The organism is Arthrobacter sp. R3-55, assembly GCF_054161505.1.
In genome coordinates, this window is record NZ_CP096423.1 from 1133892 (window position 1) to 1160847 (window position 26956).

Here is a 26956-nt window from a genome sequence, read left to right on the forward strand (position 1 = left end):
GCACGGGCACGTAACCCAGCTCACAATGGCAATTCGTCTTTCAGAATACGCGCTTTTGACAAGGGCTTCCATGATTCAGTGGAGAGCTGGATACGAAACAGGGCCGGGGAACATACTTGAAGCACATAGTGGCTAGAGAAGGACGGACCAATGACGATCCATGCAGACCACTCTGCGCCGGAAACGGCTGTAGAGGACCACGCTGCTGACGTTCGGACAAAATTCGGCATCAGCGTTGAGGACTACATGCTCCCCGCCCGGCACCAGATCCAAATGGTGAACCCGGACGGCACCCTCCGCTCCCATGACGAGCAAGGCACCGAGCCCGGCCACGAGTACCCCACGCCCAGCGATGCTGAATTGATGGCCGCCTACGAGCAACTCGTCGTCGGACGTCGCGTCAACGACCAGAACTCGGCACTGGTCCGGCAGGGCCGCATGGCCGTCTACCCCTCAAGCCACGGCCAGGAAGCCTGCCAGGTTGCAGCTGCCATGTGCCTCAGCGAAGGTGACTGGCTGTTCCCCACGTACCGCGACGCCGTCGCCGTCATGACCCGCGGGGTGGACCCCGTTGAGGTGATGACTATCTTCCGCGGCGACTGGCACGGCGGGTACGACCCCACAGAGCACAACGTCGGCATCCAGTGCACCCCCCTGACCACGCAGCTGCTTCACGCGGTCGGTGTGGCCCATGCCGCCAAGCTACGCGGTGAAAACACGGTGGTGATGGCCATGTGTGGCGACGGCGCCACCAGCGAAGGCGACTTCCACGAGGCCCTGAACTTCGCTGCAGTTTTCCACCTGCCCGTCATCTTCTTTGTGCAGAACAACAAGTACGCCATCTCCGTACCGCTCAGCCACCAGTCCGTGGCGCCGTCGCTGGCCCACAAGGCTGTTGGCTACGGCATGGCCGGTGAGCGCGTTGACGGCAACGACCTCGTCGCACTGCTCGCCGTGATGGACCGAGCGGTGAAGCTGGCCCGCGGAGGATCAGGACCGCTCCTGATCGAAGCCCACACCTACCGCATGCAGGCCCACACCAACGCCGACGACGCCACCCGCTACCGTCCGGACAGCGAAGTTGCCGAATGGCAGGCCAAGGATCCGCTGGCGCGCATGAAGTCGTACCTTACGGACAAGGGGCTGCTGGACGAAGAGGCAGGCAACAGGATTGCTGCGCACGCAGAAGACGTCGCCAGCCAGCTCCGCGAGGGCCTGGGCGAGGATGTCCCGGTCCAGCCCCTGGACCTCTTCAAGTACGTCTTCGCCAAGCAAACCCCGCAGCTGAAAGAACAGTCCGAACTGCTCGCCAGCGAACTCGCACGAGAGGAGAGCGCAAAATGACCGTCACCACCACCGTTAACGGAAACGTCAGCGCAGCCACCGCCAGCGCCGCCGCGTCCGCCGCGGCCACTGCAGAAGCCACCGGCCCGCAGAGCCTCACCATGGCCAAAGCCCTGAACACTGCCATGGCCGATGCCATGCGCGCCGATTCCTCCGTCCTGGTCTTCGGTGAAGACGTGGGAATGCTCGGCGGCGTCTTCCGCATCACCGATGGCCTCATGGCCGAATTCGGTGAAGAACGCTGCTTCGACACCCCGCTGGCAGAATCCGGAATCGTGGGCATGGCCGTGGGCATGGCCATCAACGGCATGCGCCCCGTGATCGAAATGCAGTTCGATGCCTTCGCCTACCCGGCTTTCGAACAGATCGTTAGCCACGTCGCCAAAATGCACAACCGCACCAAGGGCAAACTCAAAATGCCCATGGTCATCCGTGTTCCCTACGCGGGCGGCATTGGGGGAGTGGAGCACCACTGCGACTCCTCCGAGTCCTACTACGCGCACACCGCCGGCCTGAAGGTCTATACCCCGGCCACCGTGGCCGACGGCTACCGGATGCTCCGCGAAGCCATCGACTCCGATGACCCCGTGATGTTCATGGAACCTAAGAAGCTCTACTGGTCCAAGGACCAGGTGGACTTGGGTGCACTGCGTGCAGAGCACGACGCCGGGACCTCCACCGAGGGTCGCGCAGCTGTTGCCCGTCCCGGCACGGACGCGACGCTCATCGCCTACGGCCCGTCCGTCCCCACAGCGCTCGCCGCTGCAGCTGCCGCTGCCGAAGAGGGCCGCTCGCTCGAAGTCATTGACGTTCGCACCCTCGTCCCCTTCGACGACGAGACCGTCTGCGCGTCCGTGCGCAAGACGGGACGCGCCGTCGTGATCGCTGAAGCCCATGGATTCGCGTCCGTGTCCTCCGAAATTGTGGCCCGCGTCCAGGAACGAGCGTTCCACTACCTCGCAGCCCCGATCCTTCGGGTGACCGGCTTCGATGTCCCGTTCCCGTCTCCCAAGCTGGAGCACTACTACCTGCCGAGCGTCGACCGCATCCTCGACGCCGTCGATGACCTTCAATGGGAGGACTAACCATGAGCTCAGATATGCAGGTCTTCAAACTGCCCGACCTCGGCGAAGGACTCACCGAGGCCGAACTGGTGAACTGGCTCGTTGCCGTGGGTGACGAGATCGTGGTGGACCAGCCCATCGCCGAGGTTGAGACCGCCAAGTCCATGGTTGAGGTTCCCTCGCCCTACGCCGGCACGGTTGCCGAGCTGCATGGTGAGGCCGGTCAAACGCTCGACGTCGGCAAACCGCTGATCTCGATCGCTCGCGCTGGTTCTTCCGCGGGGTCGCCCGCTGCCGCCGCTCCGGCTCCGGCTGGTTCTGTGGACCCTTCGCCGGTGTCTTCCGGCCTCGACGTTTCGCCGGCTGTGGAAGCTGCTGCCGAGACGTACCGGACCGAGGAAAAGGCTGGCTCGGGCAATGTGCTGATCGGTTACGGAACGCCCGGGGGAGCGACAGGTGGGCGGACCCGCCCGCGGAAGGCGAGTGTCGGCGTCGTCGATTCTGCCGTCTCTGTTGCTGAGCCTGCTGCTATTACTGAGCCGGTGATGGAGCCGGCTGTGGCCGGGACGCGCATCCCCGGCAAGCTCAGTGCCGTCATCTCACCGCTGGTGCGGAAGATGGCTCGGGATCATGGTGTTTCTTTGGACGCAATTGAGGGTTCGGGCGCCAGCGGTCTGATCATGCGGCGCGATGTGGAGGCAGCGATTTCGGCACCGGAGGCGGCTGCAGACGCTGCTCCCTCCCATGTCTCCGAGCCTGCTCCCGTTGTTGCTTCCGCTGATTCGGGTGCCGTCGACGGCCGTACCGGTTTGTCTGTCTCTGCGCGAACGCCTGTTCGTGGCGTCCGTAAGGCCGTGGCTGCGAACATGACCCGCAGCCGCTCCGAGATTCCCGAGGCCACGGTTTGGGTGGACGTGGACGCAACCGCTCTGCTGGAGATGCGGGCCGAGCTCAAGAAGCGCGCACCGCACGACACTCCGGGCCTGCTGGCCTTCATCGCCCGTTTTGTCACGGCCGGGTTAAAAAAGTACCCCGCCCTGAACACCCGCTTTGAAACGGCTGCCGATGGATCGCAAGAGATCGTCGGATTCGAAGGGATCAACCTCGGCTTCGCCGCCCAGACTGATCGCGGACTCGTGGTCCCTTCCGTCCGGAACGCCCATGAGCTGAGTGCCCGCGAGCTGGACGCCGAGATCCGCCGACTCACGGCCGTCGCACGTGAGGGAAAGGCGACTCCAACAGAACTGGGCTCGGGCACTTTCACGCTGAACAACTACGGCGTGTTCGGCGTGGACGGCTCGGCTGCGATCATCAACTACCCCGAGGTTGCGATGCTGGGTGTGGGCCGCATCATCGACAAGCCCTGGGTGGTCAACGGTGAGTTGGCCGTCCGCAAGGTCACAGAACTGACCTTGGCTTTCGACCACCGCGTGTGCGACGGCGAAACTGCTGCAGGCTTCCTGCGGTACGTGGCTGACGCAATCGAGAACCCGGGTGGAGCGCTCGCGGACATGTAAACCGAGGGGGGCGCGCATATGCGTCACCCCTCGCGGGTGTGGTTAATGTCACTATTCCCATGGAGGTGGGTCATCTGGTGATCACGCGTGCCACAGTAGGATTGAGCGCGTGACTAGCGAGCAGAACAAGACATTCGACCTCTCGGCATCCTTCAAGGCATACGACGTCCGTGGGATCGTGGGTGAATCCATTACGGCTGAAATCGTCGAGGCCGTAGGGGCTGCCTTCATTGACGTCCTGGGCCTCGAAGGCGAAACCGTCCTGGTCGGCGGGGACATGCGTCCGTCCTCGCCTGAGTTCAGCCAGGCTTTCGCCAACGGTGCTGCCACGCGTGGAGCTGATGTCCTTTTGCTGGACCTGATTTCCACCGATGAGCTGTACTACGCGTGCGGTGCGTTGAACGCCGCCGGTGCAACGTTCACCGCCAGCCACAATCCTGCCGAATACAACGGCATCAAAATGGCCAAGGCCGGCGCCCAGCCCATCTCCTCCGAGTCCGGCTTGAAGGAAATCCAGGCCCTGGCCGAGCAGTACCTGAATTCGGGCACCATCCCTGCAGCGGCCACCCGCGGCGAGATCGGCGTGCGTGATGTGTTGAAGGACTACTCGGAATACCTGCGCGAGCTGGTGGACCTTTCCGGTTCCCGTCCGCTGAAGATGGTAGTGGATGCCGGCAACGGCATGGCCGGGTTGACCACGCCGGCAGTACTTGGCGACAAACTGCTTCCAGCCTTGCCGTTCGAGATCGTCCCGCTCTACTTTGAACTGGACGGCTCGTTCCCCAATCACCCGGCCAACCCCTTGGAACCGGAAAACCTGCGAGATCTGCAGGCCGCCGTCGTCAAGCACGGCGCGGACATCGGCCTGGCGTTCGACGGCGACGCTGACCGCTGTTTCGTGATTGATGAGAAGGGCGAGCCCGTATCTCCCTCCGCGATCACCGGCATGGTGGCCCGCCGCGAAATCGCCCGTGCCCAGGCTGCAGGGGAAGAAACCCCTGTGATCATCCACAACCTCCTCACGTCCAAGGCCGTACCCGAGCTCGTCGCCAAGGACGGCGGCCGTGCGGTACGGACCCGGGTGGGGCACTCCTTCATCAAAGCCGTCATGGCCGAGGAAGGCGCAGTGTTTGGCGGGGAGCACTCGGCACACTTCTACTTCCGGGATTTCTGGAATGCGGACACCGGCATGCTCGCTGCCATGCACGTCCTGGCCGCCCTGGGCGAGCAGGACGGACCGCTCTCCGAACTTGGCCGCCAGTACGAGCCCTACGTCTCTTCCGGTGAAATCAATTCCGAGATCGAGGACAAAGCTGGCGCCGTGGAACGTGTTCGCATCGACTTCGAAACCGAAGACATCGAGATCGACCACATGGACGGCAGCACCTTCACGGCCAAGGACGGCAGCTGGTGGTTCAACCTGCGTCCATCCAACACCGAGCCCTTCCTTCGCCTGAACGCAGAGGCCAAGGATCAGCCCACCATGGAAAAGATCCGAGACCGCGTCCTCGCACTCGTCCGGGCATAGCTGTAGAAATCAGCTTCATGCTTTTGCCAAAGGGTCAGGGGTGCAGTGCTGTGGAGTCGCACCCCTCCTTTTGCCCGATTTGCTCGCTGACCCGAGGTCATGACTCCTGATGCGAGGATGCGTACTCGCCTGTTCTTTGCGCTTTAGCCCCCGGATAAGGAAGGTCAAACTTGTACCTGATTGAAAACGTATCGCGGCCCTATGCGTGGGGTTCAAGGACAGCTATAGCCGACTTGCTCGGTCGTCCCGCTCCAAACGGCCCGGAAGCAGAACTATGGATCGGTGCTCATCCGGATTCGCCGTCTACGGCTTTCCATCCCAGCGGTGCCAAACAGCCCTTGGACGAGCTGATTGAATCCAACCCGGTGCACTTCCTGGGCGCCGAAAGCCTCGCCGCATTTGGTCCCCGGTTGCCGTTCCTTACAAAGATCCTGGCCGCCGACCAGCCCCTCTCCCTGCAAGTACACCCCAGCCTGGAGCAGGCACGCGAAGGGTATGCACGGGAAAACGCGGCAGGTTTAGCAGCCGATTCCCCGGTACGAAACTACCGTGACGATAACCATAAGCCCGAGATGATCTTCGCACTTACCCCTTTCCGAGCACTGTGTGGCTTCAGACCTGCGGCAATCGCCAAGAGCATTTTCCAGCACCTTGCCACCATTTTGGATCCTACAGCCCAAGGTGTTCCGCCCATCGTGACCGGTGTTATCGCGGACCTGAGCAACACCGACGAATCTTTGGCCCTCAAAGCTGCGTTCACACGCTTGATCGAGGGCGGTAAGAAGTCATCGGACGCCGTGCTTAAGATCGTGGCCGTGCTGCGAGGAGGCACACTGCGTGAACCACACAAGGAAGCACTCACGGCGCTGATAGAGATCAATGATGCGTTCCCCGGAGATCCAGGGGTGCTCATCTCGTTGCTACTTAACCATCTGTCCCTTCAACCGGGTGAAGCTGTGTATCTTCCGGCCGGTAATATCCATGCCTATCTCCACGGCTTGGGCGTCGAGGTCATGGCTTCCTCGGACAATGTGCTGCGTGGGGGCCTCACTCCGAAGCATGTGGACGTCCCCGAGTTGCTGAGGACGGTGCGTTTCGAATCTCTCGGCGTACCAAGCGTGATCGCTGATGGGAAGGAACGCGGACAGGAGCTGTACCGACCCCCGTTCGAGGAATTTCAGCTCCAACGCATCGAACTTAGCTCAACAGATGAACCCGTGGCCTTGGCGCAAAACGGTCCAGCCGTCGTCGTGGTTGTTTCCGGCGCGGTGGTTCTTGGTTCCGCTGCCGATGACCTTCGTTTAGAGCGTGGCGCCGCTGCGTTCATAGCCAGCGCCGAAAGGCCCGTGCTAGTCAGTCCGCTTCAGGGAACGGCAGAAAGCAGCGTGGCGTTTGCTGTGACGACGGCATTGGGCAGTTAGCCGTAGGTTAGCGTTACAGGACTTTGGGCCTCGGCAAAAGCGCACCGGATCCGGTTAGCCGCCGAGCCGTCAAGGTTTCGCTCACGAATGACGGCGAGAGCCGCGTCGCCGAGGCGCTCGACCTGCGCCGCTCCGCGTTTTTTTGCCCGACAAAAGGGCTGGACAGTCGGAGAGCTGAAGACCTTCACCGAGCTACTCATCCTGGCTGAAGCCTCCGGCGATTCGGCTCTTTGCCGGTACTTACCGCGAGTTGAACATCCGCAATAGCCTGGCTCTCTAACTTGAGGACCATCCATCCCCTCTTGCGGTGATGCGTGCCGGCGGCGTTGCAGCTTTGAAAATCCATGCGGGGACTTAGGAATTGTTATTGAACGACGGCGGGAGGTTGGGAACCGCTGCGGGCCACGTGCCGTATCGGTCGTCCAGGTCCTGATTGGCCAGTTCCAAAGAGGACCCGCCCGCGTACTGCTCCGAGTCGATGCCCAGGGACGCAAGAAGTGCCTTGGTGGTTTCGACCGTTTGCCCCGGCGCTTCGAAGCTGAAGCGCACCAGGCGTCCGCGATCCACCTCGTCCTGCGAAGCGAGCTGCGCCAAGGAGTAATCGATGAGTGTTGCCGGGTCTCCGGAAAAAACCTCCGTCGCGGACAGCGTCGCGAGGACGTAGGCGGTGGTTCCGTCCCATGCGCGGGCCGCCTCCAACTCCGCCCCTGGGACTTGGGCTACTGCTGCTTGGGCCGCTGCCATCGGGCGCGCCGCAAGAGTGGCAGCTGGGGAAGTGGCGGCCGGGGGAGTCGTTTCGATGGTGCAGCCGCTCAGCAGCCCGGCCAATGTGGCAGCGACGACGCTCAACCTGGCAGTTCTACTTATCCGCATGACGTCTATCCTCGCTGCTGTCACCCTGGCTGACTCCCTGGTCCTCCCGCAATGAGCGGACCATGCTTTGCAGCGCCCTGAACGCAGTGGCTTGTTCGTCCTGCGTCATGCCCCCGAGCATCTTGACCTCCACGCTACGGACCGCAGCGCTTGCCTTCTCAAGACTGCTTCGGCCCAGCGGGGTGAGCTGAGCGGGAAGGATTTTACCTACGCGGGCCTCCTCCGGGCGGGTCACGTATCCGTCGCGTTCCAAGGCTTGGAGCAGCACATTCATGGACTGTCGGGTGACGAACGCGCCCCGGGCAAGCTCGGAGTTCGACAGGCCCGGGCGCTGTGCAAGGAGTTCCAGGCAGGAGTAATGGGTGATGGTCATTCCAAGCGGCCTCAGCGCTGCTTCCATGGAAGCGCGCAGAGCGCTCGACGCTTCTTTCAGCAGGTATCCCAGCGAGGTGGTGAGGTCGATTCCACGTTGACTCATGTCAGTATTCTGACATAGCTTGTTCGTGTCAGATAACTGACAATGAAAAGCAAAGGAGCAACACCATGCCCGTCACCGGTCCCGATTTCATCTCCCTCCAGGCGCGCGACCTCGACGCTTCACAAGCGTTCTACGAGCAGTACCTCGGCCTGGTGCGGTCGCAAGCAGGGCCGCCTCACGCCGTCGTGTTCGACACAAGGCCGATCCCTTTCGCGCTCCGTATGGTCGTTCCCGGCACTGATCTATCGACAGTTGAACAGCCGGGCATTGGTGCCGCGGTGTGGCTCCACGCCACTGACGTTCAAGCCATTCACGATGCTCTGCGCGGCGATGGGCACAGGATCGTCACCGCTCCTGTCGACGGTCCATTTGGCCGCACTTTCACCTTCGCCGATCCTGACGGCTACCACGTGACTCTTCACGATCGCGCCTAGACCGCACCAGTCCCGCCGGGGTGACGGTCATCCGGCGAAGGCTCCCGGCGTCGTTCCCAGGACGCGTCTGAAGTGCCTGGTGAGGTGGGACTGATCATGGAAACCCGCCTCGACCGCTGCCTCAGATGCCGGCCGGCCCTCCAGCAGCAGTCGTCGGGCGCGATCAACACGGCGCCCCGTCACGTACCTGTAAGGGGCGATGCCGTAGGCCTTGGAGAAAGCGCGCACCAGGTGGCTCGGATGCGCGCCGAGCAGTTGGGCGGCTTCGGCGATGGTGAAGGACTCCGAGAGGCGGTCATCCAACATTTCTCGCAGCCGGCGGGCAAGGGGAGCATCCCGCGTCGGGGCCGAGGGTGCCCCGAGGTGGGAGCGGACGGCTTCCCGGAGAGTGAGAACGCCGCTTTCGGCTCCCATGGCATCCCCGGGTGAAGCCAACGCGGCATGGATACCCATCACGGTCGCCACCGTCTGCTGATCCATCAGCAGCGGCTGCGTCACTGCAGCATCTGCAGCTTTCGCGGGCAGCCAGTCCTCGCTGAGGTACAGGACACGCTTGCGGAATGATTCACCCCCGACGGCGGAGCGTCCGTCGTGCGGGACATGCGGTGGCAGCAGGGTAATTGAGGCGGGAACGGCCTGATGCTCGGTGCGGCCAAGATCATATGTCACGGCACCTTTGTCGATCAGAAGCACCGTCCAGTCTTCGTGAGTATGCGACGGGTAGCTGTGATCCTCGAACGTTGCATGGAGCACCTCGCGCACATATGGCACAGCCGGATGCCATGCGTGCACTGAGTTGCCCATGCAAGAAATGTACAAGACGAGCTTTCCTGCCGGCGCCATGCTGGGTTCATGCACGAAAACTCAACAGCAGTCATTGATTCACCTTCCCCAGCAACCGTTCGTTTCGACACGAAAGTAGTGGTGGTCCTTCGCGACGATCTTTTGCCGTGGCAGGAGCTCAACGTAACGGCCTTCCTCATGAGCGCCATTGCCACCAGCGCCCCCGGCCTCACAGGGGAGCCATACCAAGACTTGGACGGCAACAGTTACCTTCCGATGCTGCGCCAACCAGTCTTGGTTCTCACGGCCGGAGGGGAACTCCTGGCATCAGCTCGGGACCGGGCCCTTTCCCGTGAAATTCCTGTCGCCCTGTATACACGTGACCTTTTTTCTACTGGTCACGATGAAGCGAACCGCGCGGCAGTGGCCGCGGTCGCTGCCAAGGACCTCGATCTGGTGGGAATTGCCCTCCGTGGTCCCCGAAACGTTGTAGATCGGATCGTCAAGGGCGCACAAATGCATCCGTGAAACATGAAAGCGCCCCGCGATTAAGACCCTGGAAGAAAGAGATGACCACCATGACTAAACCGGTAGCTAACATCAATGACGCCCTTGATTCGATCTCCGAGCACTGGCAGCCGCACCGGCTGACCAGTATCAACGACTACGACGTAAAAGTGGTCAAGATTCAGGGCGAGTTTGTTTGGCACACCCATCCTGATACTGACGAGCTGTTCATGGTCATCAGCGGCAACCTCACTATCCAGTTGCGTGACGGAGACGTGCTGCTCGGGCCGAACGATGTCTATGTGGTCCCAAAAGGAATTGAGCACTGCCCCAAGGCTGAAAACGAAGTCCAAGCATTGCTGTTCGAGCCCAAAGGCACCGTCAACACCGGAGATGCTGGTGGTCAGATGACGGCTGGGCTGCGCGAGCTGGGATGAAAGCCTAAGGTTCCTTCCCGACGTCGAGTAGCCTTGCACGCAACCATCCAGATACACGGGAGCGGCCAACAAAGCGCGGCATGCCAGTAACAGAAGGAAGTGGTGCAAGTGCAGCAATACGTCGTTCTCCAGGTGATTCTGAAAGAGAAAATGTGGGGCGCCGGTTCGGGTAACCTTCCCTCCCTTGAAAAGGCCATCAACGATCAAGCCGCCAAGGGCTACCGGCTCCACACCATCACCACTGCCAGCAGCGGAAGCAAGGGCGTCATCGGTGGGGGCGACCGCATTCAGGCGACCATGGTGTTTGAACGCATTGGGTAGTGCCTTCCGTGCCCGCCAGGAAGACCCGGATCGCTGGTCCTACAGTGCCTTTGCTGCTGCCGTGGGCTGCAGCAAAGAACTGATCGCCGCCATCGTCAAGGGCCGGGTCTGACGCTTCGGCCTTGTGGGCCTCGCTTGGCCCGCAACAGTCACAAACCGCGATTCGTACCATTTAAAGCCGGGAGTCAGCTTACAATTCCTTGGGGGTCAACTGGTGGTCTCCAGTTGCCCGCAATCAGCCGCTCAGGGTTGATCGCGACGTCCCAAGGATGCCCCTGATGGTAAATAACTCCCGAATCCGGTCCCTGAGAGCTGCAGGTCTGGCGCTCACTACTCTTTTGATCAGCGGTGGCCTGGCCGTTCAGCCGGCCGCAGCAGACACCGTGGACATTGTTCCCGGAGGGCCGCAGGTGCTGACACCCGCCCCCGAATCTCCCACGGATCAGTTCATTGTGGGAATGAAGGATGCCACCGCTCAGTCCGCGGACAAAGCAGCCCGCGACGTTGCCGGCAAAGCTGCCACCGCGCTTGGTGCTGTCGCAGAGACCGCCCGCCAAAATGCCACCGGCGGGCATGTCATCAAATTGGACAAGCCGCTTTCAGCCGCCGAATCCGCCCTTTTCGTCAAGACGCTGCGCACCGATCCAGCGATTGCCTACGCAGAGCCGGATGACATCATGCATGCCACCGCGGATGCCACTGACCCCGGCTTCCCGGAGCAGTGGAACCTGAAGGGTCCGGCCAGCATCAATGCCGCGGGAGCCTGGGATTACGTCAAGGGTGAGAGCGTAGTCGTTGCCGTTGTGGACAGCGGGATCACCAGGCATGAGGATCTGGACGCCAATGTCGTGCCCGGTTATGACATGATTTCCTACGCCGAGGATGGCCGGGACGGTGACGGCCGCGATTCCGATCCCACCGACCAAGGCGACTGGGAGCCGGCTGGTGTATGCGAGGTTGGAAGCCCCGCCCAGAACTCGTCATGGCACGGTACCCACGTAGCAGGGATCATCGCCGCGGTCGCCAACAACGGCCAAGGCATCACAGGGGTAGCGCCCAACGCGAAGATTCTGCCCGTTCGGGCGTTGAGCTACTGCGGCGGCTACACCTCCGACATCGCTGACTCCATCATTTGGGCCGCTGGCGGCGTAGTCACCGGTGCGCCGGTGAACCCCAACCCGGCCCGCGTGATCAACCTCAGCCTCGGCGGTATCAAGGCCTGCTCGGCCACCTACCAAAACGCCATCAATTTCGCTCACAATGCGGGTGCCGCGGTGGTGGTTTCGGCAGGAAACTCCAACCGTCCCGCTGCCGACGCAAGCCCGGCCAACTGTGAAAACGTCATCACCGTGGCCGCCAGCAACGCTTCCGGTGCCCGTGCACAGTACTCGAATTATGGCAGCGCAGTAGACGTCACGGCCCCTGGCGGCGACATGAGCCAGGCCGCCACGAACGGAATCCTGTCTACCTTCAACTTCGGAAAAACCACCAGTGCCGGATCGGCTTACGCCTGGATGCAGGGAACCTCCATGGCCGCGCCCCAGGTAGCCGGGCTGGCGGCGTTGCTGATCTCAGCCGAAGGCAGCAGCCTGACCCCAAGCAAAGTGGAGCAGCAATTGAAAGCTACTTCACGGCCTCTTCCCGCAGGGTGCCCGGCTGGTTGTGGGGCCGGCCTTGTTGATGCCAATAAGGCGCTCAGCACCTACGGCGGCACGGCCCCGGTCAACAGGAGGAAGATCACCGATTTCGACGGCGACTCCCGTAGTGACGTCCTGGCCCGCGACTCCAGCGGCCGGTTGTGGCTCTACGCGGGCGACGGCTACCGCGGGTGGCTGGCTGCCCGCCAGATCGGCTCGGGTTGGAACGGCATGACTGCCATCGAGGCCCCTGGTGATTTCGATGGCGACGGCAATGCCGATGTCCTGGCCCGCGACTCCAGCGGCCGGTTGTGGCTCTACCCGGGCAACGGTTCCGGTGGTTGGCTCGCCGCCCGCCAAATCGGCTCTGGCTGGAACGTGATGACGGCAATCGAAGCTCCCGGTGATTTCAACGGGGACTACAAGGCCGATGTGATAGCCCGCGACTCCGCCGGCGTCCTGTGGCTGTACCCGGGTAATGGCTCCGGTGGGTGGCTTCCGGCCCGTCAGATCGGTCAAGGTTGGAATGTCATGACAGCCATTGAGGGCGTTGGTGACTTTAACGGCGACGGCAAAGCCGATGTCGTGGCCCGCAACGGCGCCGGGGCGCTCCTGCTCTACCCGGGTAATGGCTCCGGCGGTTGGTTCGCAGCGGGTCAGATCGGCCAGGGGTGGAATATCATGACCGCCATCGAATCTCCGGGTGACTTCAATGGGGACGGCACAGTGGACCTCATGGGCCGGGCCAGCAACGGTGACCTGGTTCTTTACGGCGGCAACGGCTCGGGCGGCTGGATTTATGCCACCCAAGTTGGCTCCGGCTGGAACATCATGACGGCCATTCTCTAAGGCAACTCGCCGTAAATCAGTGCGCCGCGATGGTGCGGGTTCCGCTCCCTCCCAGCTTTCCGTGGGTAGAGTAGAGGCCTGAACATCGCCGGATTGCACTGTAAACGGAGAATCAATTGTCAGCTTGGCTAGAACTCGGTTCCAACAACTACGTCCTGGAAACCGAGGGTTCCTTACTGAACACCGGGCTCGTGGTGGGCTCTGAACTCGCTATGGTCATCGACACCGGTTGCGGCCCCCGCCAGGGCCGGGAGATTCTCGCAGCGGTCCGCGAAAAGACGCAGCTTCCGCTGGTGGTGGTGAACACCCACGCCCACTACGACCACTTCTTCGGTAACGCCGTTTTCGCGGACGACGGCGTTACGGAGTTCTGGGCGCACGCCAACTGTGCGGCGGCTATCGAAAAAGACGCCGACAACCAGCGGCGCTTCGTGGCCACCAACGAACCCGAGATGGCAGCGGGGGAGGGCGACGCCGTCGACATCGTTGTTCCCAACGCCTTGGTTCACGATCAGCCTGTATTGGTGGACCTTGGCGGGATCACGGCCACGCTCTTCTACCTGGGCCGGGCCCACACCGATGGCGACCTCCTGGTGGGTACAAGCACCACCCTTTACGTGGGCGACTTGGTGGAGCAGGGTGCTCATCCGTCGTTCGAGGACTCGTACCCGGAAGAGTGGGCTGACGCCCTGCGGCACATCTCCGCCCTCCGTCACCGCTACGAGTTCCTGGTCCCCGGTCACGGCAAGCCCGCAAGTGACGAGTTTGTGAAGACCATGGCAGACACCATGAGCACAGCTGTCCGCCAAGCCACGCAGTCCATTCGGGACATGCCCTCAGATGCAACCAAGGCAATCCCGGTCCTGCCCTATGGGCCTGAACAGTCCCGCTGGTTCATCAAGAGGCTTCAGGAAACCAGCGCCCAGGGCAGGCAATCGTTGGGGACCCCTGACTTTGGGCCAGGAAAAACGGGTTCTTACCCTTCGTAGCAAGGCTCCTTACAAATTTGTCATCTTGTTTACTCCCAGCCATGGACTATTCGGTAACTCCCGTCCTAGGATGAAGTCGACCATTCGGTTCGCGACTACCTGGGGGTGTCGAGATGAAGGGAACACGCGTCTTCCCGCGTGCTACCAACATTCTCCGCTCAGTCATGATCGCTGGAGCCGGAACGGCACTCTGGATGACCCTCTCCGCAACAGCCGCCAGCGCTGACTCCGGCGCCGCGGATGACCACTCACTTCTTGGCGGAATAACGTCAACCACCTCGTCCGCTGTCGCTTCAACAACCGAAACGGCGAGCAGTACCATCACCAAAGCAACCAAGGCGGCAGGTGCTGGCACCACCGAAGTTGCTGACGCCGTCGGGTCCGTTGCAAAGGCGGCTGTCCCACAGGCAACGGCTCCCGCCATCAGCATTCCAGTCCCAACCGTGCCTCTGCCCGCACCCGTCAAATCCATAGTGCCTGCACAGCCGGTTTCCGTTCCGGTTCCGGCAGTGACGCCGATCGTGGAGCGCGTTGGGGGAGCGGTAGACGGGATTGCCGGATCCCTGCCAGTCGTCAACCAGGTGGTCCCGGGGGAAACCGTGGGAACCGTTGTGAACGCCGTTGCCCCGGTGACTGAAACCGTGGATCAGACAGTCGCTGTAGTCGTTCCTCCGGTCAACGAGGCCTTGAAACCCGTTGCACTGGAACCCGTTACCGACGTCACCAACCCCATAGTTCAGCCAGTTGTTGATGTGATTGACGACGTAGTTGACAGGGGTTTGCCGCCTGTCGGTTCCGTGACTCCACCGATAGCATCGGTCCTTCCGCCCCTGCAGGGAGGCGCCGGCTCATTGCCCCCTGCAGCACCGTCGGTAGACGCGACACCGGGAGTTGGCACATCGCCGGATGACGTCGTCGCTGTTTCACCGCAAGGAACGGCCGCGGAGGAAAGTGATGCCGAGGTACGTGCAGCGGTAGGAACCGAACCAGCAACTCGAACTACTGCTTTGGCCTCTGCCACCAGTGTGGCGCCGGCTATGTCGCCGTCCCGTGCACTGAGTTCTGCAGGAGCAGAAGAGGCCGCCGAAGTCCGTTCGGCCCAAGTCCCCGCAGCTCCTGCCGGCTCGCCGACCGGCCCGGGAACAGTGCCGGCCACCCTCGCAGGTGCTGGCTCCGGCAATTCGCAGAACGGTCCGCCGAGCCCTGCGGCAGCCTTCCTGCATGGCGCATTGATCATCCCAGCAGATTTCCTCGCTGACCTGGTAAAGGTCAGCGACGAACACCATCCAAAGCCGGTCTCATTCGATCCCGGTTCCTCTCCTGACTAGTTCCCGAGCCTCGCTGCGCAACAGCACGCAGCCGACGGCAATTCGGGCGATCCGTCAACGGACGCCTTTGGGAACTAGACCTTCAGGAGAAGATCATCATGAACACGACCCTACGCAAGTGCCTCATCGGCACATGCTTTGCCGGGGGCATGATTGCCCTCAGCGCAACCGCGGCCAACGCCGCAGACACTACCTCCGGCAAGGACGGACTCCTTTCCGGCACGCAGGTAGTAGCGCCCGTTACAGCGCCGATCACTACGGGCGCCACCTCTCTGGGACTTTTGGGGGATTCAGCAGCTACGGCTTCCGCGCCGGGATCTGCGGGAGGTTCGAGCAGGGCACCTGCAGCTACTACCAATGGCTCCAACAGCATCGGCTCCGGGACTCAAGTGGTTGCCCCGGTTTCGGTGCCCATAAACCTGGGCTCGTCGTCAGTGGGTCTGCTGGGGGGCTCCACTGCGGCGGGCCCAGCCGCACCTGCCGCACCAGCAGCGGCAACAGGTTCGACGTCGACCACCGGGACCAGCGGTTCCGGCGGCATTGCTTCGGGAACCCAAGTGGTGGCGCCGGTGACGGTTCCCATCACGGTGGGGTCGACGTCGGCCGGTGTTTTGGGGGATTCATCCGCCACCACCGTTCCAGCAGCATCAGCTCCTGCGCCGGCACAAGCACCGGCGCAGGCAACAACGTCGGGGGGAGAGTCAATCGCATCCGGCGCTCAGGTAGTGGCTCCGATATCGGTCCCTGTTAACATCGGAGCCACTGCTGTGGGTGTAGCTGGGGATTCTGCAGCTACGTCCGGTGCTTCTGCCCCTGCAGCTCCTGCTGGCAGCACTTCGGGTGCCTCGACGAGTGGTTCTGACGGCATTGGTTCCGGTACGCAGGTTGTTGCTCCGATTACTGCTCCGGTGAACCTGGGTTCCACGTCTGCTGGTGTGTTGGGTGATTCTTCGGCCACGAGCACCGGTACCAGTGGCACTACTGCTCCTGCTGGCAGCACTTCGGGTGCCTCGACGAGTGGTTCGGATGGCATCGGATCCGGTACGCAGGTGGTTGCTCCGATTACTGCTCCGGTGAACGTGGGTTCCACGTCTGCTGGTGTGTTGGGTGATTCTTCGGCTACGAGCACCGGTACCAGTGGCACTACTGCTCCTGCTGGCACTGCGGGCGGAAGCGCAACCTCCGGCGACGGCGGCATCCTCTCGGGTACGCAGGTGGTTGCTCCGATTACTGCTCCGGTGAACGTGGGTTCCACGTCTGCTGGTGTGTTGGGTGATTCTTCGGCTACGAGCACCGGTACCAGTGGTACTACTGCTCCTGCTGGCACTGCGGGCGGAAGCGCAACCTCCGGCGATGGCGGAATTCTCTCGGGTACGCAGGTGGTTGCTCCGATTACTGCTCCGGTCAGCATCGGGTCCACCTCCGTAGGTGTGGGAGGCGGCTCAGCTGGCACGGTGAACCCTCCGGTTGTTACTCCGCCGGTTGTGAACCCGCCTGTTGTTACTCCGCCGGTTGTGAACCCGCCTGTTGTTACTCCTCCGGTTGTGAACCCGCCTGTTGTTACTCCTCCGGTTGTGAACCCGCCTGTAGTTACTCCTCCTGTTGTTACCCCGCCGGTTGTCACCCCGCCGTCCGTGAACCCGCCGTCCGTGAACCCGCCGGTTGTCACCCCGCCGTCCGTGAACCCGCCTGCTGGCGGCGGCAATAACACCAGCGGCACCACGGGCATCAACACAGTGGGTACAAGCACCCAAACCGCGGCAGTAGTCACCGCTGGTTCCTCGCAAGGTGCGGTGACCGCGGCAGCCCCCACCGCCGTCGGAAGCTCCAACGCACTGGCGACTACCGGTCTGAACGGCACCTTCGTTCTCTGGGCAGGTGGGATGGTCCTGATGGGCCTCCTCCTGGCCGCAGCCGGACGTCGGAAGGCAGCAGCTAACCCCCGCTAATTGACGTGGCGATCCCGCTTCGCATGTCGTTGTTGCGGCTCCGGTGCCCGGAGCCGCAACAATTGCGGGCCGCACTGGCGCCTGGGTGTCCATTGCGGAAGGTAATGCCGGGGTGGGCTGCAGATACGGCAGTCCTAGGATGAAAGGGATGACCAGGACCCAGACGAACCAGAACTTCAGCCTTCGCAGCGTTGCCTTGCCGGCTTTCGGGCCCGCACTGCTGTTCTGCATCGGTGAGGGAGCGGTCCTGCCGGTTATCGCACTCTCGGCGCGAGACCTGGGTGCCTCCGTAGCAGTCTCGGCATTGATTGTGACCCTGATCGGGCTGGGGTCGTGGATCTTCAACATTCCGGCCTCGGTCATCACAGAGAAGTTCGGTGAGCGGTGGTCGATCGTAGGCGCCGGAGCCTTGGGCGCCCTGGCGTTGGGTGCCGCAGCATTCGCTCAGCAGATAGAACACGGACTGTGGCTGCTGGCGGCCTCCATGACCCTTGTGGGCATGTCAGCCAGCGTCTTCAACCTTGCCAGGCAGAAGTTTCTCACTGAAGCAGTCCCTGTCCTCTACCGCGCCCGGGCACTGTCCACATTGGGCGGGGTGACCAGGATCGGCATCTTCATCGGTCCGTTTGTTGGCGCCGGTGTCATGCAGTTCGCCGGGATCAGCGGCGCGTACTGGGTGGGCTTCGCGGGCATGATGGCGGCTGCGGCTTTGTCCCTCACCATTCCGGATTTGGTGGCACCAGGAACCTCCGACGGCCGCCCTCGCCCGCCGGCGTCCACTCTGCGGAGCGTCGCGGCATCCCACGCTGGCGTGTTCCTGTCTGTCGGGTTCGGGATCCTGCTCCTCAGTGCCTTGCGGGCCTCGCGTCAGGTGGTCATCCCGTTGTGGGCGGACCATTTGGGACTCGATGCCACGCATGCTTCACTGCTGTTCGGGCTGTCCGGAGCGATCGACATGCTCGTGTTCTACCCCGCAGGAAAGCTCATGGACCGGAAAGGCCGGCAATGGGTGGCCATCCCGTCCACGGTGATTATGGGATCGGCCTTGATTCTGATTCCGTTCACTGCAGGCTTTGTGCCGTTGCTGCTGGTTGCGCTGTTGATCGGGTTCGGCAACGGCATCAGTTCAGGTCTCATTATGACGCTGGGCGCCGACTTCTCGCCCGACAACGGAAGGAGCCATTTCCTGGGTATATGGCGCTTCATAGCCGACTCTGGTGCAACCGGGGGACCGGTGCTGCTCTCCGGGTTGACGGCCGCCGTTTCCCTGTCCGCTGGAATCTGGGCAACAGGGGTACTGGGCTTCGCAGCGGCAGTGGTGTTCGCCGTCGCAATTCCCAGGTTGAAGCACCGGCGCAATTATTGACATGTCTTTTGCGTTGGTTCCTGACCCCCTTTGCCCAAGATAACGGCCGTCTGAAACCGCATGTGGTTGAGTTCTAGGACTGTGGCGCTGAAAGTGGGTCTTGGCCGCCCTTCACCCCCAACGCATCAACACCAACGGCCGCAGGACAACCCCGTGAGGGATTGCCCTGCGGCCGTTGTCGCGTTCAAACAGAACTACTAGCGGAGTGCCTTGTTGCCCTTGAATTCGAGCTTCAGGCTGCTGCCTGTGCCCTTGGCCGTACCGTTCACCGCGGACTGGGTTTCCGCGAAGACCAGCGTGGAATGGGCAATGGCGTCGGCCATCTGTTCCAGGACCGCTGTGTCGATGTTGGTGATGTCATCGCAGGCCTGGTGGTAGCAGGGGTCGTAGGCAACGCCGGCCGTGCCGCCGTAGATTGCCGCCTGCTCTGCCGTCTTGATCTCTTCAGCGCCCGTGAAGAGGCCACCGGCCGGGATGCCGTTTTCGATGAACCCGAAGTAATCCGAGCGACCGTCGAACTCTGTGGGCTCCGTGGCCAGACCCTGGGAAGCGAAGTAGTCCAGGAACACCTTCTCAATCAACGCCGAACCGTTGGGCCCCGCGGTTCCGAGTGGTTTGCCATCACCGTCGTAGACGAACCGGACCGGGTTGGGTGAGGCCACCATGTCGAAGTTGAGGTTGAGTGCGTGGTTCTTCAGCTCACTCTTGCTCAGCTGGGCCACGTAGTAGTCAGAGCCAATCAGGCCATCTTCCTCGCCGCTCCACCAGGCAAACCGCACGCGGTTCTCGGGGGAAATTCCAAGCGCCGCAAACTGCAAGGCCGTCTCAAGGATGGCGCCGGATCCGGAGCCGTTGTCGTTGATGCCCGGACCCTCAGCGACGGAATCCAGATGGGCACCTACCACTACAGTGCGGTCTGCACGCCCGGACGTATCTGCCAGGACGTTGAAGGTCTCGATCGGCTGGGTATCGCCCTCAACTGCGATCCGTACCGTAGCACCTGTGAGTCCGGCCAGATCCTCACCGACTGCAAAGCTGGCGCCTACCGTGGGGATGGTCACTTCCGGGTTGTCAGCCGTCGGAGCGCCCAGCGTTCCGTCCAAGCGTGCCAGCCTGTCATCGGCGTCGCCTTGGTTGAAGATGATGACGCCTGCAGCCCCGGCAGCTTGGGCGTTTACAGCCTTGGTGTTGAAGGGGCAGGTTCCGCGCTGGATGAGGGCGATACTTCCTGCCACGAAGCCGGTGAAGTCGGCAGCCTCACATCCGCTGGTGGATGCACGATCACCTGTGAGGTTGATATCCACCGCGGTCACCGTTGCCGTCACGTCGCCGAAACCTGAGTAGGACATGGCAGCGAAGTCATCCTCGGTGTATGTCCGCGGGGTTGGCGTGACACGTTCAAAAGCTTCACTGGCAAGGTTGAACTTGAGATATTCGAAGTACTGGCGCTGGGGCACATAGCCTGCTGCCCGCAGCTGTTGCTCGATGTATTCCGCGGAGGCTACATGTCCCGTAGTCCCTGCCGACCGGGTGCCGCCATTGGCATCGGCGATCGCTTGGAGTTCCTCAAGGTGGCCTACGATTGCGTCCGCAGTGACGGCGTCGCGGAGGGCCTGGCTGTCCGTCCCCTTATCAGCCAGGGCGGGTGGAGTTATTGCTACGGCAAGAATCGCGATGGTCGCCACTCCTGCTGCTAGGGCAGAGGTTCGTTTTTCAATGCGTGGTTTGTGCTTTGTATGCATGTCCTGCATCTCCCTGTGGTGACCCGGCAATTGGGTGGCCGGGTACGGTAGCGCAGAATCTACCCCGCAGGAGCCCGCTGGTGAAGGCTTGCTTTTTTGGGCAGGTCAGGCTTCGGCCCGCCCCACGGGCTGGGGCGTCCTCCAAGACCGCTGGGGGACCTTGCCGGTAACAAGCGCCACGGCAATCACCAAGAGGACCAAACCCCAGGTGGCGTTGGTGACGTCAAGGGCCTGCCTCATCACCACGAACGGCGGGATGATGGCCAGCACGGTGCCAGCCGCGATACGCCACATGGCGGGCCGGCGCTCACCTGCTGCCAGCGCGGTACTGGCCAGTTCCAGCCGGAGCAGCGGCATGGAAACCAGCAGGACCAGCGCCCACGCCGCGATGTAGAACAAGGGCCTGCTTAGCCACCACTCTGTGCTGGCAGGCTGGGGAAACGGAAGCCGCAGAACCAAAGCGATGCCGAACAGGGCGATGATCAACGGCAGATGCCACAGGTAGATGGTCATTGCGCGGCTGCCCACTACGAACATCACCTTCTGTACCCAGCCCACTTGCACACATCGCTGCAGCACCGGGTACGCGGCCTTCACCAGCAGGACGTGCGCCAGGCCCACCAAGACCAGCGGAAACATGGGCGGGTTCTGGCTGGTCAGCATATCCACGGGGTAGGGACCGGCGTGCGTGAGCGGAACCATTGCGGCGTAGCAGCCGGCAGCGGCCAGAACGAGTTTCCACGAAGCGAAGCGGTCAAAGAAACCGTCCGCATAAAAGAAGCCCAACTGCTGCAGAAGCCCCCACACGAACACCATGTTGAGCAGGCCGATCGGATTTGAGTCCAAACCCCACGGGTTGCGCTCCAAGCCCAAGCGAAGACCATCGACGACGACGGCGCCCGCGGCCAGCGCCGCGATGGTCCAGTACGGTGCCAGGCCGTGGAACTTCGCCATAGTGGGCACCATCGCCTGGCAGATCAGATAAGCAGCGAGGAACCACAGCTGAACTCCGGCACCCGCAGCGATAACTGTGAGGAGGTCGCCCGGGACGCCAGCCGCCGTCGCGCTCCACAGCGCAACGGTGAGGAACGCATAAAGGGCGACCGTGGGGCGTACCAGCCTGAGTACCCTGTTCCGGAGATAATCGCCGGCGTCACCGCCCTTGCGCTGCAAGCTGCGCCAGGAAGTCAGCGATGCGAAGCCGCCCACCACGAAAAAGAGCGGCATGACCTGTCCGAACCACGTACCCTGCGCAAACCAAGACAAGGAGGTCAAGGGATTGCCCACCCCGATGCCTGCGGAGTCCACACTGATACCCATCATGAGAAGGTGGACGGCCACCACGGCAAACATGCAGGCAACGCGAATGAGATCCACCACCAGATCGCGTGAACCAGATACGGGGACAACTGGATTGCTTCGTTTCCGGCTGGACTTGGGTGAGTCGGACCTGAGGGTGAATGACATGGGAACTCCTGGCTTAGCCACTGTTTATCCAACGATTGGACTAACTGTAACGCATGCCGGAGACTCAGTCGACGTCATCCCCGAAAAGATTGCGACGAGCAGGTCCGGATCCACCAAGCGGGGCGTAGCCTTGAAGTGGCCCACATCCCCGGTCACTCAGGTGTTCTACCGGCGCTATGGCGCATTCCATGAATCCACCCACCAATGAAGGGCAGTGCTGATTGTTGTGCACATCAAAGAATTCTGGGACCAACTCTCGCCGGACACCCAGCAGTGGCTCATCGACAATCCGGGAACCATGATCGTGCCGCGGACCGTTACCGCGATCATCAATGGCGAAACGGGGGAAAATGCGGGCGTCGACGCGCACGGCGGCACCCACCTCACGGATGAAGATCAACACTTCATTCAGGAGCAGGCCCGGGTGCGCGGAGCTGCTGCCGCGAAGGATCCCAAGTTCTTCGACTCGGTCGGTCCGGCCGACTAGGCTTCCGGGGCTGGGCACCCTTTAGAGCCGATTGCTCCCGCGGGCCGGTTCGTGCGGCGCGTAAGGGTGTGCCGTCGTCGAGCGTGAAGCGCCCTAGCCCTTCCGCGCTGCCAGTCCGAAGAGCCATGTGCCACCAAGGGCGGACAGGTAGCCGGCGATCACGATGAACGCCGTCCCGGCCCAGAAGTAGTCGATGGTGCTGTCGGTGCTCAGTCCGGGCATGACTTGGAGGAGCGAGTAGGCCGCAACAATGCCTGCCACCACCAGGGCAACAACTGTCAGCATCACCCACAGGCGGGATGCGGCCCAGTGCTCGCCGTATCCCTTCCAGACGTTCCAGCTGCTGCCGGTGCGGAGGATGAGCCACCCGGCGGGGAGCATGACGGCGCCGACCACCAGGAAAGCAGCCACGACGTCGGCCGGGCGGTGCCACTGATTGATCAGCGTGGAGACGCCGGTGGCCACGGCGAAGGTGCTGCCGAGGAATCCGGCCAGAGGGCGCCAGCGTGGCGAAACCATAAGGAACACGGCAGCCGCGGCGGAGGCGGCGAGGGTGGTGTGTCCGGAGGGGAGGGAGTTCAGTTCCAAGGTTTGGACGCCGCGGTCGGGCCGGTCCGGAATGAGAAACTTGAGGATTTGAGTGGCTGCGTTGGCGGCGATGCATGCGGCCACGGCGATGCCGGCGGCTTTCCAGCGGCGGCGTGCAATGGTCACGAAGAGCACCATGATGGCGGCGATCGCTAGTGACATCATGGGCAGCATATCCAGGAACTCCGTAGAGGCCCTGCCGGCTGTTCCGCCCAGCACGGTGGCTTCAACCAGCGCTGACTCGTCGATGAACTGACCCATGGTGGTGCGCACAAAGAAGTAGTACGTTGCGGCCAGGCCCACCATGCTGGCGATGGTGGCCAGGATGAAAAGAAATCCTGTGCCGACGCCTGCAGTGGGCTTATGAAGCGGCCGTTTGCTCGACCTCCCGCTGGTGCGGAATTGCTGGGAACTCATTCTGTCTAGGGTGCCACAGTTCTCTGGACGGTCCGTGTGAAGGCGCGACAGCGTTTCAGGGCGTAGTGAGGTGGGCGCAACATCCTTGTGACGCTTGACACGTGTTAGGTGCCAGGAATATGCTTCCTAACACGTGTTAGGAAAGGGAATCCACATGTCGGGAACCAACGGGGCTTTGCGGGAATTCACACGCAGGAGTGCCCTTACAGCCCTCGGCGCCGGAATTGTTGGAGTCACCGCGGCGTCGTGGCCGCGCCTGACCGGGGCCGATATTCCAGGCCGGGGAGATAACAGCCTCAGCATCGCCATCATGGGCACCGCCGCAGATGCCGCAGCCCGCCAGAAGGTCATTGACGCCTTCGCCAAGGTCCACCCCGAAATCAAGGTCAAGGTACAGGCAATTCAAGCCGTGGACTGGAAGGACTTCTTCACCAAGATCCTCACCATGGTTGCAGCAGGGACCCCACCGGATGTGGTTTACGTGGCAACGGAAGGTGCTCAGCTTTTTGCCGAGAAGCTGGCCCACCCGCTGGATGAGTACCTGCGCCGCGACGCGGACCACATGAAGGAATACTTCCAGGACGTCCACCCCAGCCTGGTGGAAGCGTTCATGTACAAAGGCAGCCTGTTCCAGCTCCCCATCGACTGGAACGCCGCCAACATGTACTACAACACCGCATCGCTCCGTGCCGCGGGACTTGAACGCCCGGCCGATAACTGGACGCACACCGATTTCCGCAGCACCCTCGCTGCCATGAAGAAGGCCAATCCCAAGGACTTCACGCCGTACTACTGGACCAACCGTCTCTTCGGCGGCGTAGTGCCGTGGCTCTACGCCAACGACACCAGCTTCCTGAAGGAAACCAAGTCCCCGGGCGGCGAATGGCTATGGGACGGCTTTTATGCCAACGACCCCTCACGAGGCCTCCGCTCCGGCGGCTACCAGTGGCTGGAACCCAACGCAGAGGACCCCCGCGTCTTCGAGTCCTTCGATTATCTCCGTGGACTCGTCAAGGACGGGCTGGGTGTCCGTCCGGAGGAAGGCGGCGGCAGCGCACTGATCGGCCTCTTCGCCTCCAACAGGATAGGCACGACGCCGGCGGGCGGCTATTGGGTGCAAGGCCTTCACGAGGCGGGGATGACCGAGGATGGGTTCGACGTCCAGTTCTTCCCCAAAGGCCGGACCCAGCGGCACCAGTTCGGCACGGCCGGCTACGCAATCATGAAAACCGCCAAGGACAAGGACGCCGCCTGGGAATGGGTGAAATTCAGCTCCAGCCTTGAAGCCATGCAGATCGTGTTCCCCACCCCCAATACCACCCCTGCCCGGCGGTCCATGGTCAACGAGCAGCTCTACGCCGGAACCGGCCCGCGGAACTGGAAGGTCTTCTACGACACCCTGGACAAGTTCCCCACCACAGGTCCCATTCCAGCGCCACCCCAGCAGGCCGCCGTCGAAACCGCCCTGATGAAAAACGTGAGCCTGGCTGTCAGTGGAGACGAGCGTCAGCTCAAGGACGCACTCAATTCCATGCAGCGCGACCTTGAACTGGCCCTGAGGAGGCAGCCATGAGCACCGCAACCAGTACACCTACGGGGACGGGGAGCGAGCCGGGCCGCCGCCACGCCGCCCACAAGAACGGACAAGCACCCAAACGGGGCCGCATGCAGCAACGCTGGCTGCCCTGGGCTTTCCTGGCACCGACCCTCGCGGGCATGGGCATCTTCACCCTGCTGCCGATCGTCGCGTCCATTGCGCTCGCGTTCTTCCGCTGGGACATCATCTCGGCGCCAACATTCGTGGGCTTCGACAACTTTGCGGAGGTAGTCCAGGACCCCACCGTCCGGGTCTCGTTCCTGAACACCATCGTGTTTGTTGTGGTGGCCGTGGCACTCCAGCTTGGACTGGCGCTTGGTTTGGCCATCATGGTGCAGGAGAAGATGCCGGCCTGGCTGAGGGTGTTCTTCCGCTCTGCCTTCTTCTTCCCGTTGATCCTCTCCGCAGCGTCAGTCTCGATTTTCATGCGGTACCTCTTCAACGAACAGTTCGGTGTTGTGAACTGGCTGTTGTCCATTGTCGGCATCCCCGCGGTTCCGTGGCTGACGACGCCAACAGGGTCGGCCGCCGTCGTAATTCTTGTCTATGTGTGGCAGAACTTCGGATTCTCGTTCCTGCTGTTTATCGGCGGCCTGGCCTCCATTCCGGTGGAGACCTACGAGGCCGCGTCCATTGACGGTGCCACAGGATGGCGCAAGCACTGGTTCGTCACACTGCCGCTGCTGAGCCCCACCACCCTGGTGGCCTCGGTCATGGCGATCATCAACGCGCTGCAAGTCTTCGACCAGCCCTACGTCCTCACCCGCGGCGGGCCCGGGGACTCAACACGCACAGCGGTGATGGTGATCTTCGAATCGGCGTTCCAGCGTCTTGAGTTCGGCCAGGCATCGGCGATCGGAGTGATCCTGACGCTGATCATCATGGCCATCACCGCCGCCCAATTCCGGCTCAGCAAACGATTCGTCTTCTACCAGTAAGGCCCGCCATGACTACCACTCAAGAACGTGTCACCACCACGGCGCCTGTAGTAAAGCGGAAAAAGCGCGACTGGTCAGTGGCCGTCCGCGTCATCGTCTTGCTGATCGCGTCCGTCTTTATCCTGGGTCCGGTGTTGTGGACGCTGTCCACCTCGCTGCGGCCGCCGTCGGAATCCTTCCAGCTGCCGCCCGCCTTCCTGCCGCTGAACCCGGACCTGACCTCTTACGAGCAAGTGTTCAAGCAACTCAACATCGTGGCACTGGTGGTGAACAGCGCGCTGGTTACGGGCCTCATTGCCGTAGGACAGATGCTGACCGCAGCGCTGGCCGGCTACGCCTTCGCGCACCTGCGCTTTCGCGGACGCGGAGCGCTGTTCTCGATCGTGCTGGCCACCATGATGGTGCCCGCGCAGGTCACGATCGTTCCTGTGTTCATGCTGATCCGCGGAGTAGGCCTTTCCGACACGCTGCTGGCACTGATCATTCCGGCCATCCCGACGGCGTTCGGCACCTTCCTGATGCGCCAGTACTTCATGGGGTTGCCGGGTGAGCTCGCTGAAGCGGCCGCGATCGACGGCGCCTCGCCGTGGCGGACGTTCCGATCGGTGTACGCGCCGCTGGCGATGCCTGGCCTGGCGATTGTGGGCATCCTGGCGTTCAACTTCCACTGGAACGAATTCTTCCGGCCACTGATCATGACCATCTCGGAGCAAAACTTCACGCTGCCGCTGGGCTTGGTCTCGCTCCAAGGCAACCTCGGCACGGGCAGCATCTCCGTGGTGCTGGCCGGTGTTGTCCTCTCCATGATTCCCGCGTTGGTGGTGTTCATGTTCGGCCAGCGCGCGCTGCAGGACGGGCTCACTGCCGGTACGGGTAAGTAATTTCTTTTTCATCG

General features: G+C 62.3%; 24 protein-coding genes. 18 read left to right on the plus strand and 6 right to left on the minus strand.

From position 1 onward, the window contains the following. Nucleotides 1–150 precede the first annotated feature (150 nt). The 5 genes from pdhA (at nucleotide 151) to manA (ending at nucleotide 6874) form a co-directional block, all read left to right on the plus strand. Nucleotides 151–1344, plus strand: a complete 1194-nt coding sequence (gene pdhA / locus M1D51_RS05335; RefSeq protein WP_458108821.1) for a pyruvate dehydrogenase (acetyl-transferring) E1 component subunit alpha — start codon at nucleotides 151–153, stop codon at nucleotides 1342–1344. Continuing rightward, nucleotides 1341–2429 carry an alpha-ketoacid dehydrogenase subunit beta gene (locus M1D51_RS05340; RefSeq protein ID WP_458108822.1) on the plus strand — a complete coding sequence of 363 codons (1089 nt, stop codon included), beginning with the start codon at nucleotides 1341–1343 and terminating at the stop codon, nucleotides 2427–2429. Before pdhA ends, M1D51_RS05340 begins: the two co-directional genes overlap by 4 nt. Nucleotides 2430–2431: 2 nt before the next feature. After that, nucleotides 2432–3925 carry a dihydrolipoamide acetyltransferase family protein gene (locus tag M1D51_RS05345; protein ID WP_458108823.1) on the plus strand — a complete coding sequence of 498 codons (1494 nt, stop codon included), beginning with the start codon at nucleotides 2432–2434 and terminating at the stop codon, nucleotides 3923–3925. A gap of 109 nt (nucleotides 3926–4034) precedes the next feature. Beyond that, nucleotides 4035–5453, plus strand: a complete 1419-nt coding sequence (locus M1D51_RS05350) for a phosphomannomutase/phosphoglucomutase (protein WP_458108824.1) — start codon at nucleotides 4035–4037, stop codon at nucleotides 5451–5453. 170 nt (nucleotides 5454–5623) lie between these two features. Then, nucleotides 5624–6874 carry a mannose-6-phosphate isomerase, class I gene (manA, locus tag M1D51_RS05355; protein WP_458108825.1) on the plus strand — a complete coding sequence of 417 codons (1251 nt, stop codon included), beginning with the start codon at nucleotides 5624–5626 and terminating at the stop codon, nucleotides 6872–6874. Nucleotides 6875–7228: 354 nt separating this feature from the next. On the opposite strand, the gene M1D51_RS05360 is transcribed toward manA, so the two are convergent. Then, on the minus strand, nucleotides 7229–7747 hold the full coding sequence (locus M1D51_RS05360) for a hypothetical protein (RefSeq protein WP_458108826.1): 519 nt from the start codon (nucleotides 7745–7747) through the stop codon (nucleotides 7229–7231). Further along, a complete protein-coding gene (locus tag M1D51_RS05365; protein WP_458108827.1) occupies nucleotides 7734–8225 on the minus strand; it encodes a MarR family winged helix-turn-helix transcriptional regulator in 492 nt (163 codons plus the stop codon). Before M1D51_RS05365 ends, M1D51_RS05360 begins: the two co-directional genes overlap by 14 nt. A gap of 65 nt (nucleotides 8226–8290) precedes the next feature. Here M1D51_RS05365 and M1D51_RS05370 point away from each other — a divergent pair, with 65 nt between their 5' ends. Further along, nucleotides 8291–8659 carry a VOC family protein gene (locus M1D51_RS05370; RefSeq protein ID WP_458108828.1) on the plus strand — a complete coding sequence of 123 codons (369 nt, stop codon included), beginning with the start codon at nucleotides 8291–8293 and terminating at the stop codon, nucleotides 8657–8659. A 27-nt stretch (nucleotides 8660–8686) separates the two neighbouring features. On the opposite strand, the gene M1D51_RS05375 is transcribed toward M1D51_RS05370, so the two are convergent. Then, nucleotides 8687–9463: an AraC family transcriptional regulator gene (locus M1D51_RS05375; RefSeq protein ID WP_458108829.1), complete on the minus strand. Its 777-nt coding sequence runs from the start codon at nucleotides 9461–9463 to the stop codon at nucleotides 8687–8689. A gap of 48 nt (nucleotides 9464–9511) precedes the next feature. On the opposite strand from M1D51_RS05375, the gene M1D51_RS05380 reads away from it, so the two are divergent. The 8 genes from M1D51_RS05380 (at nucleotide 9512) to M1D51_RS05415 (ending at nucleotide 18825) form a co-directional block, all read left to right on the plus strand. Continuing rightward, a complete protein-coding gene (locus M1D51_RS05380) occupies nucleotides 9512–9970 on the plus strand; it encodes a DUF2000 family protein (protein ID WP_458108830.1) in 459 nt (152 codons plus the stop codon). Nucleotides 9971–10020: 50 nt separating this feature from the next. After that, complete coding sequence (locus tag M1D51_RS05385) at nucleotides 10021–10386, plus strand: cupin domain-containing protein (RefSeq protein ID WP_458109548.1); 366 nt, start codon at nucleotides 10021–10023, stop codon at nucleotides 10384–10386. A 108-nt stretch (nucleotides 10387–10494) separates the two neighbouring features. Then, nucleotides 10495–10707: a DUF4177 domain-containing protein gene (locus M1D51_RS05390; protein ID WP_011775776.1), complete on the plus strand. Its 213-nt coding sequence runs from the start codon at nucleotides 10495–10497 to the stop codon at nucleotides 10705–10707. A 278-nt stretch (nucleotides 10708–10985) separates the two neighbouring features. Then, nucleotides 10986–13193, plus strand: a complete 2208-nt coding sequence (locus M1D51_RS05395; RefSeq protein WP_458108831.1) for a S8 family serine peptidase — start codon at nucleotides 10986–10988, stop codon at nucleotides 13191–13193. 116 nt (nucleotides 13194–13309) lie between these two features. Continuing rightward, a complete protein-coding gene (locus M1D51_RS05400) occupies nucleotides 13310–14182 on the plus strand; it encodes an MBL fold metallo-hydrolase (RefSeq protein WP_458108832.1) in 873 nt (290 codons plus the stop codon). A 113-nt stretch (nucleotides 14183–14295) separates the two neighbouring features. Further along, nucleotides 14296–15510: a hypothetical protein gene (locus tag M1D51_RS05405; RefSeq protein ID WP_458108833.1), complete on the plus strand. Its 1215-nt coding sequence runs from the start codon at nucleotides 14296–14298 to the stop codon at nucleotides 15508–15510. Between the two features lie 98 nt (nucleotides 15511–15608). Next, nucleotides 15609–17459: a cell wall anchor protein gene (locus M1D51_RS05410; RefSeq protein ID WP_458108834.1), complete on the plus strand. Its 1851-nt coding sequence runs from the start codon at nucleotides 15609–15611 to the stop codon at nucleotides 17457–17459. A gap of 148 nt (nucleotides 17460–17607) precedes the next feature. After that, nucleotides 17608–18825, plus strand: a complete 1218-nt coding sequence (locus M1D51_RS05415) for an MFS transporter (protein WP_458108835.1) — start codon at nucleotides 17608–17610, stop codon at nucleotides 18823–18825. 197 nt (nucleotides 18826–19022) lie between these two features. Here M1D51_RS05415 and M1D51_RS05420 read toward each other — a convergent pair whose 3' ends face one another. Together M1D51_RS05420 and M1D51_RS05425 are read right to left on the minus strand one after the other, a co-directional pair. After that, nucleotides 19023–20567: a M28 family peptidase gene (locus tag M1D51_RS05420; RefSeq protein WP_458108836.1), complete on the minus strand. Its 1545-nt coding sequence runs from the start codon at nucleotides 20565–20567 to the stop codon at nucleotides 19023–19025. Between the two features lie 105 nt (nucleotides 20568–20672). Continuing rightward, nucleotides 20673–22034 carry an acyltransferase family protein gene (locus M1D51_RS05425; protein WP_458108837.1) on the minus strand — a complete coding sequence of 454 codons (1362 nt, stop codon included), beginning with the start codon at nucleotides 22032–22034 and terminating at the stop codon, nucleotides 20673–20675. A gap of 214 nt (nucleotides 22035–22248) precedes the next feature. On the opposite strand from M1D51_RS05425, the gene M1D51_RS05430 reads away from it, so the two are divergent. Then, nucleotides 22249–22521, plus strand: a complete 273-nt coding sequence (locus tag M1D51_RS05430; RefSeq protein WP_458108838.1) for a hypothetical protein — start codon at nucleotides 22249–22251, stop codon at nucleotides 22519–22521. Nucleotides 22522–22614: 93 nt separating this feature from the next. On the opposite strand, the gene M1D51_RS05435 is transcribed toward M1D51_RS05430, so the two are convergent. Continuing rightward, a complete protein-coding gene (locus M1D51_RS05435) occupies nucleotides 22615–23526 on the minus strand; it encodes a phosphatase PAP2 family protein (RefSeq protein WP_458108839.1) in 912 nt (303 codons plus the stop codon). A gap of 154 nt (nucleotides 23527–23680) precedes the next feature. Here M1D51_RS05435 and M1D51_RS05440 point away from each other — a divergent pair, with 154 nt between their 5' ends. The 3 genes from M1D51_RS05440 to M1D51_RS05450 are packed head-to-tail and all read left to right on the plus strand — an operon-like array spanning nucleotide 23681 to nucleotide 26942. Further along, nucleotides 23681–25099: an extracellular solute-binding protein gene (locus tag M1D51_RS05440; RefSeq protein WP_458108840.1), complete on the plus strand. Its 1419-nt coding sequence runs from the start codon at nucleotides 23681–23683 to the stop codon at nucleotides 25097–25099. Next, complete coding sequence (locus M1D51_RS05445) at nucleotides 25096–26061, plus strand: carbohydrate ABC transporter permease (RefSeq protein ID WP_458108841.1); 966 nt, start codon at nucleotides 25096–25098, stop codon at nucleotides 26059–26061. Before M1D51_RS05440 ends, M1D51_RS05445 begins: the two co-directional genes overlap by 4 nt. Before the next feature lie 8 nt (nucleotides 26062–26069). Next, the gene (locus M1D51_RS05450) at nucleotides 26070–26942 is read left to right on the plus strand and encodes a carbohydrate ABC transporter permease (protein WP_458108842.1); all 873 of its coding nucleotides are present in this window, start codon (nucleotides 26070–26072) and stop codon (nucleotides 26940–26942) included. Nucleotides 26943–26956: the final 14 nt, after the last annotated feature.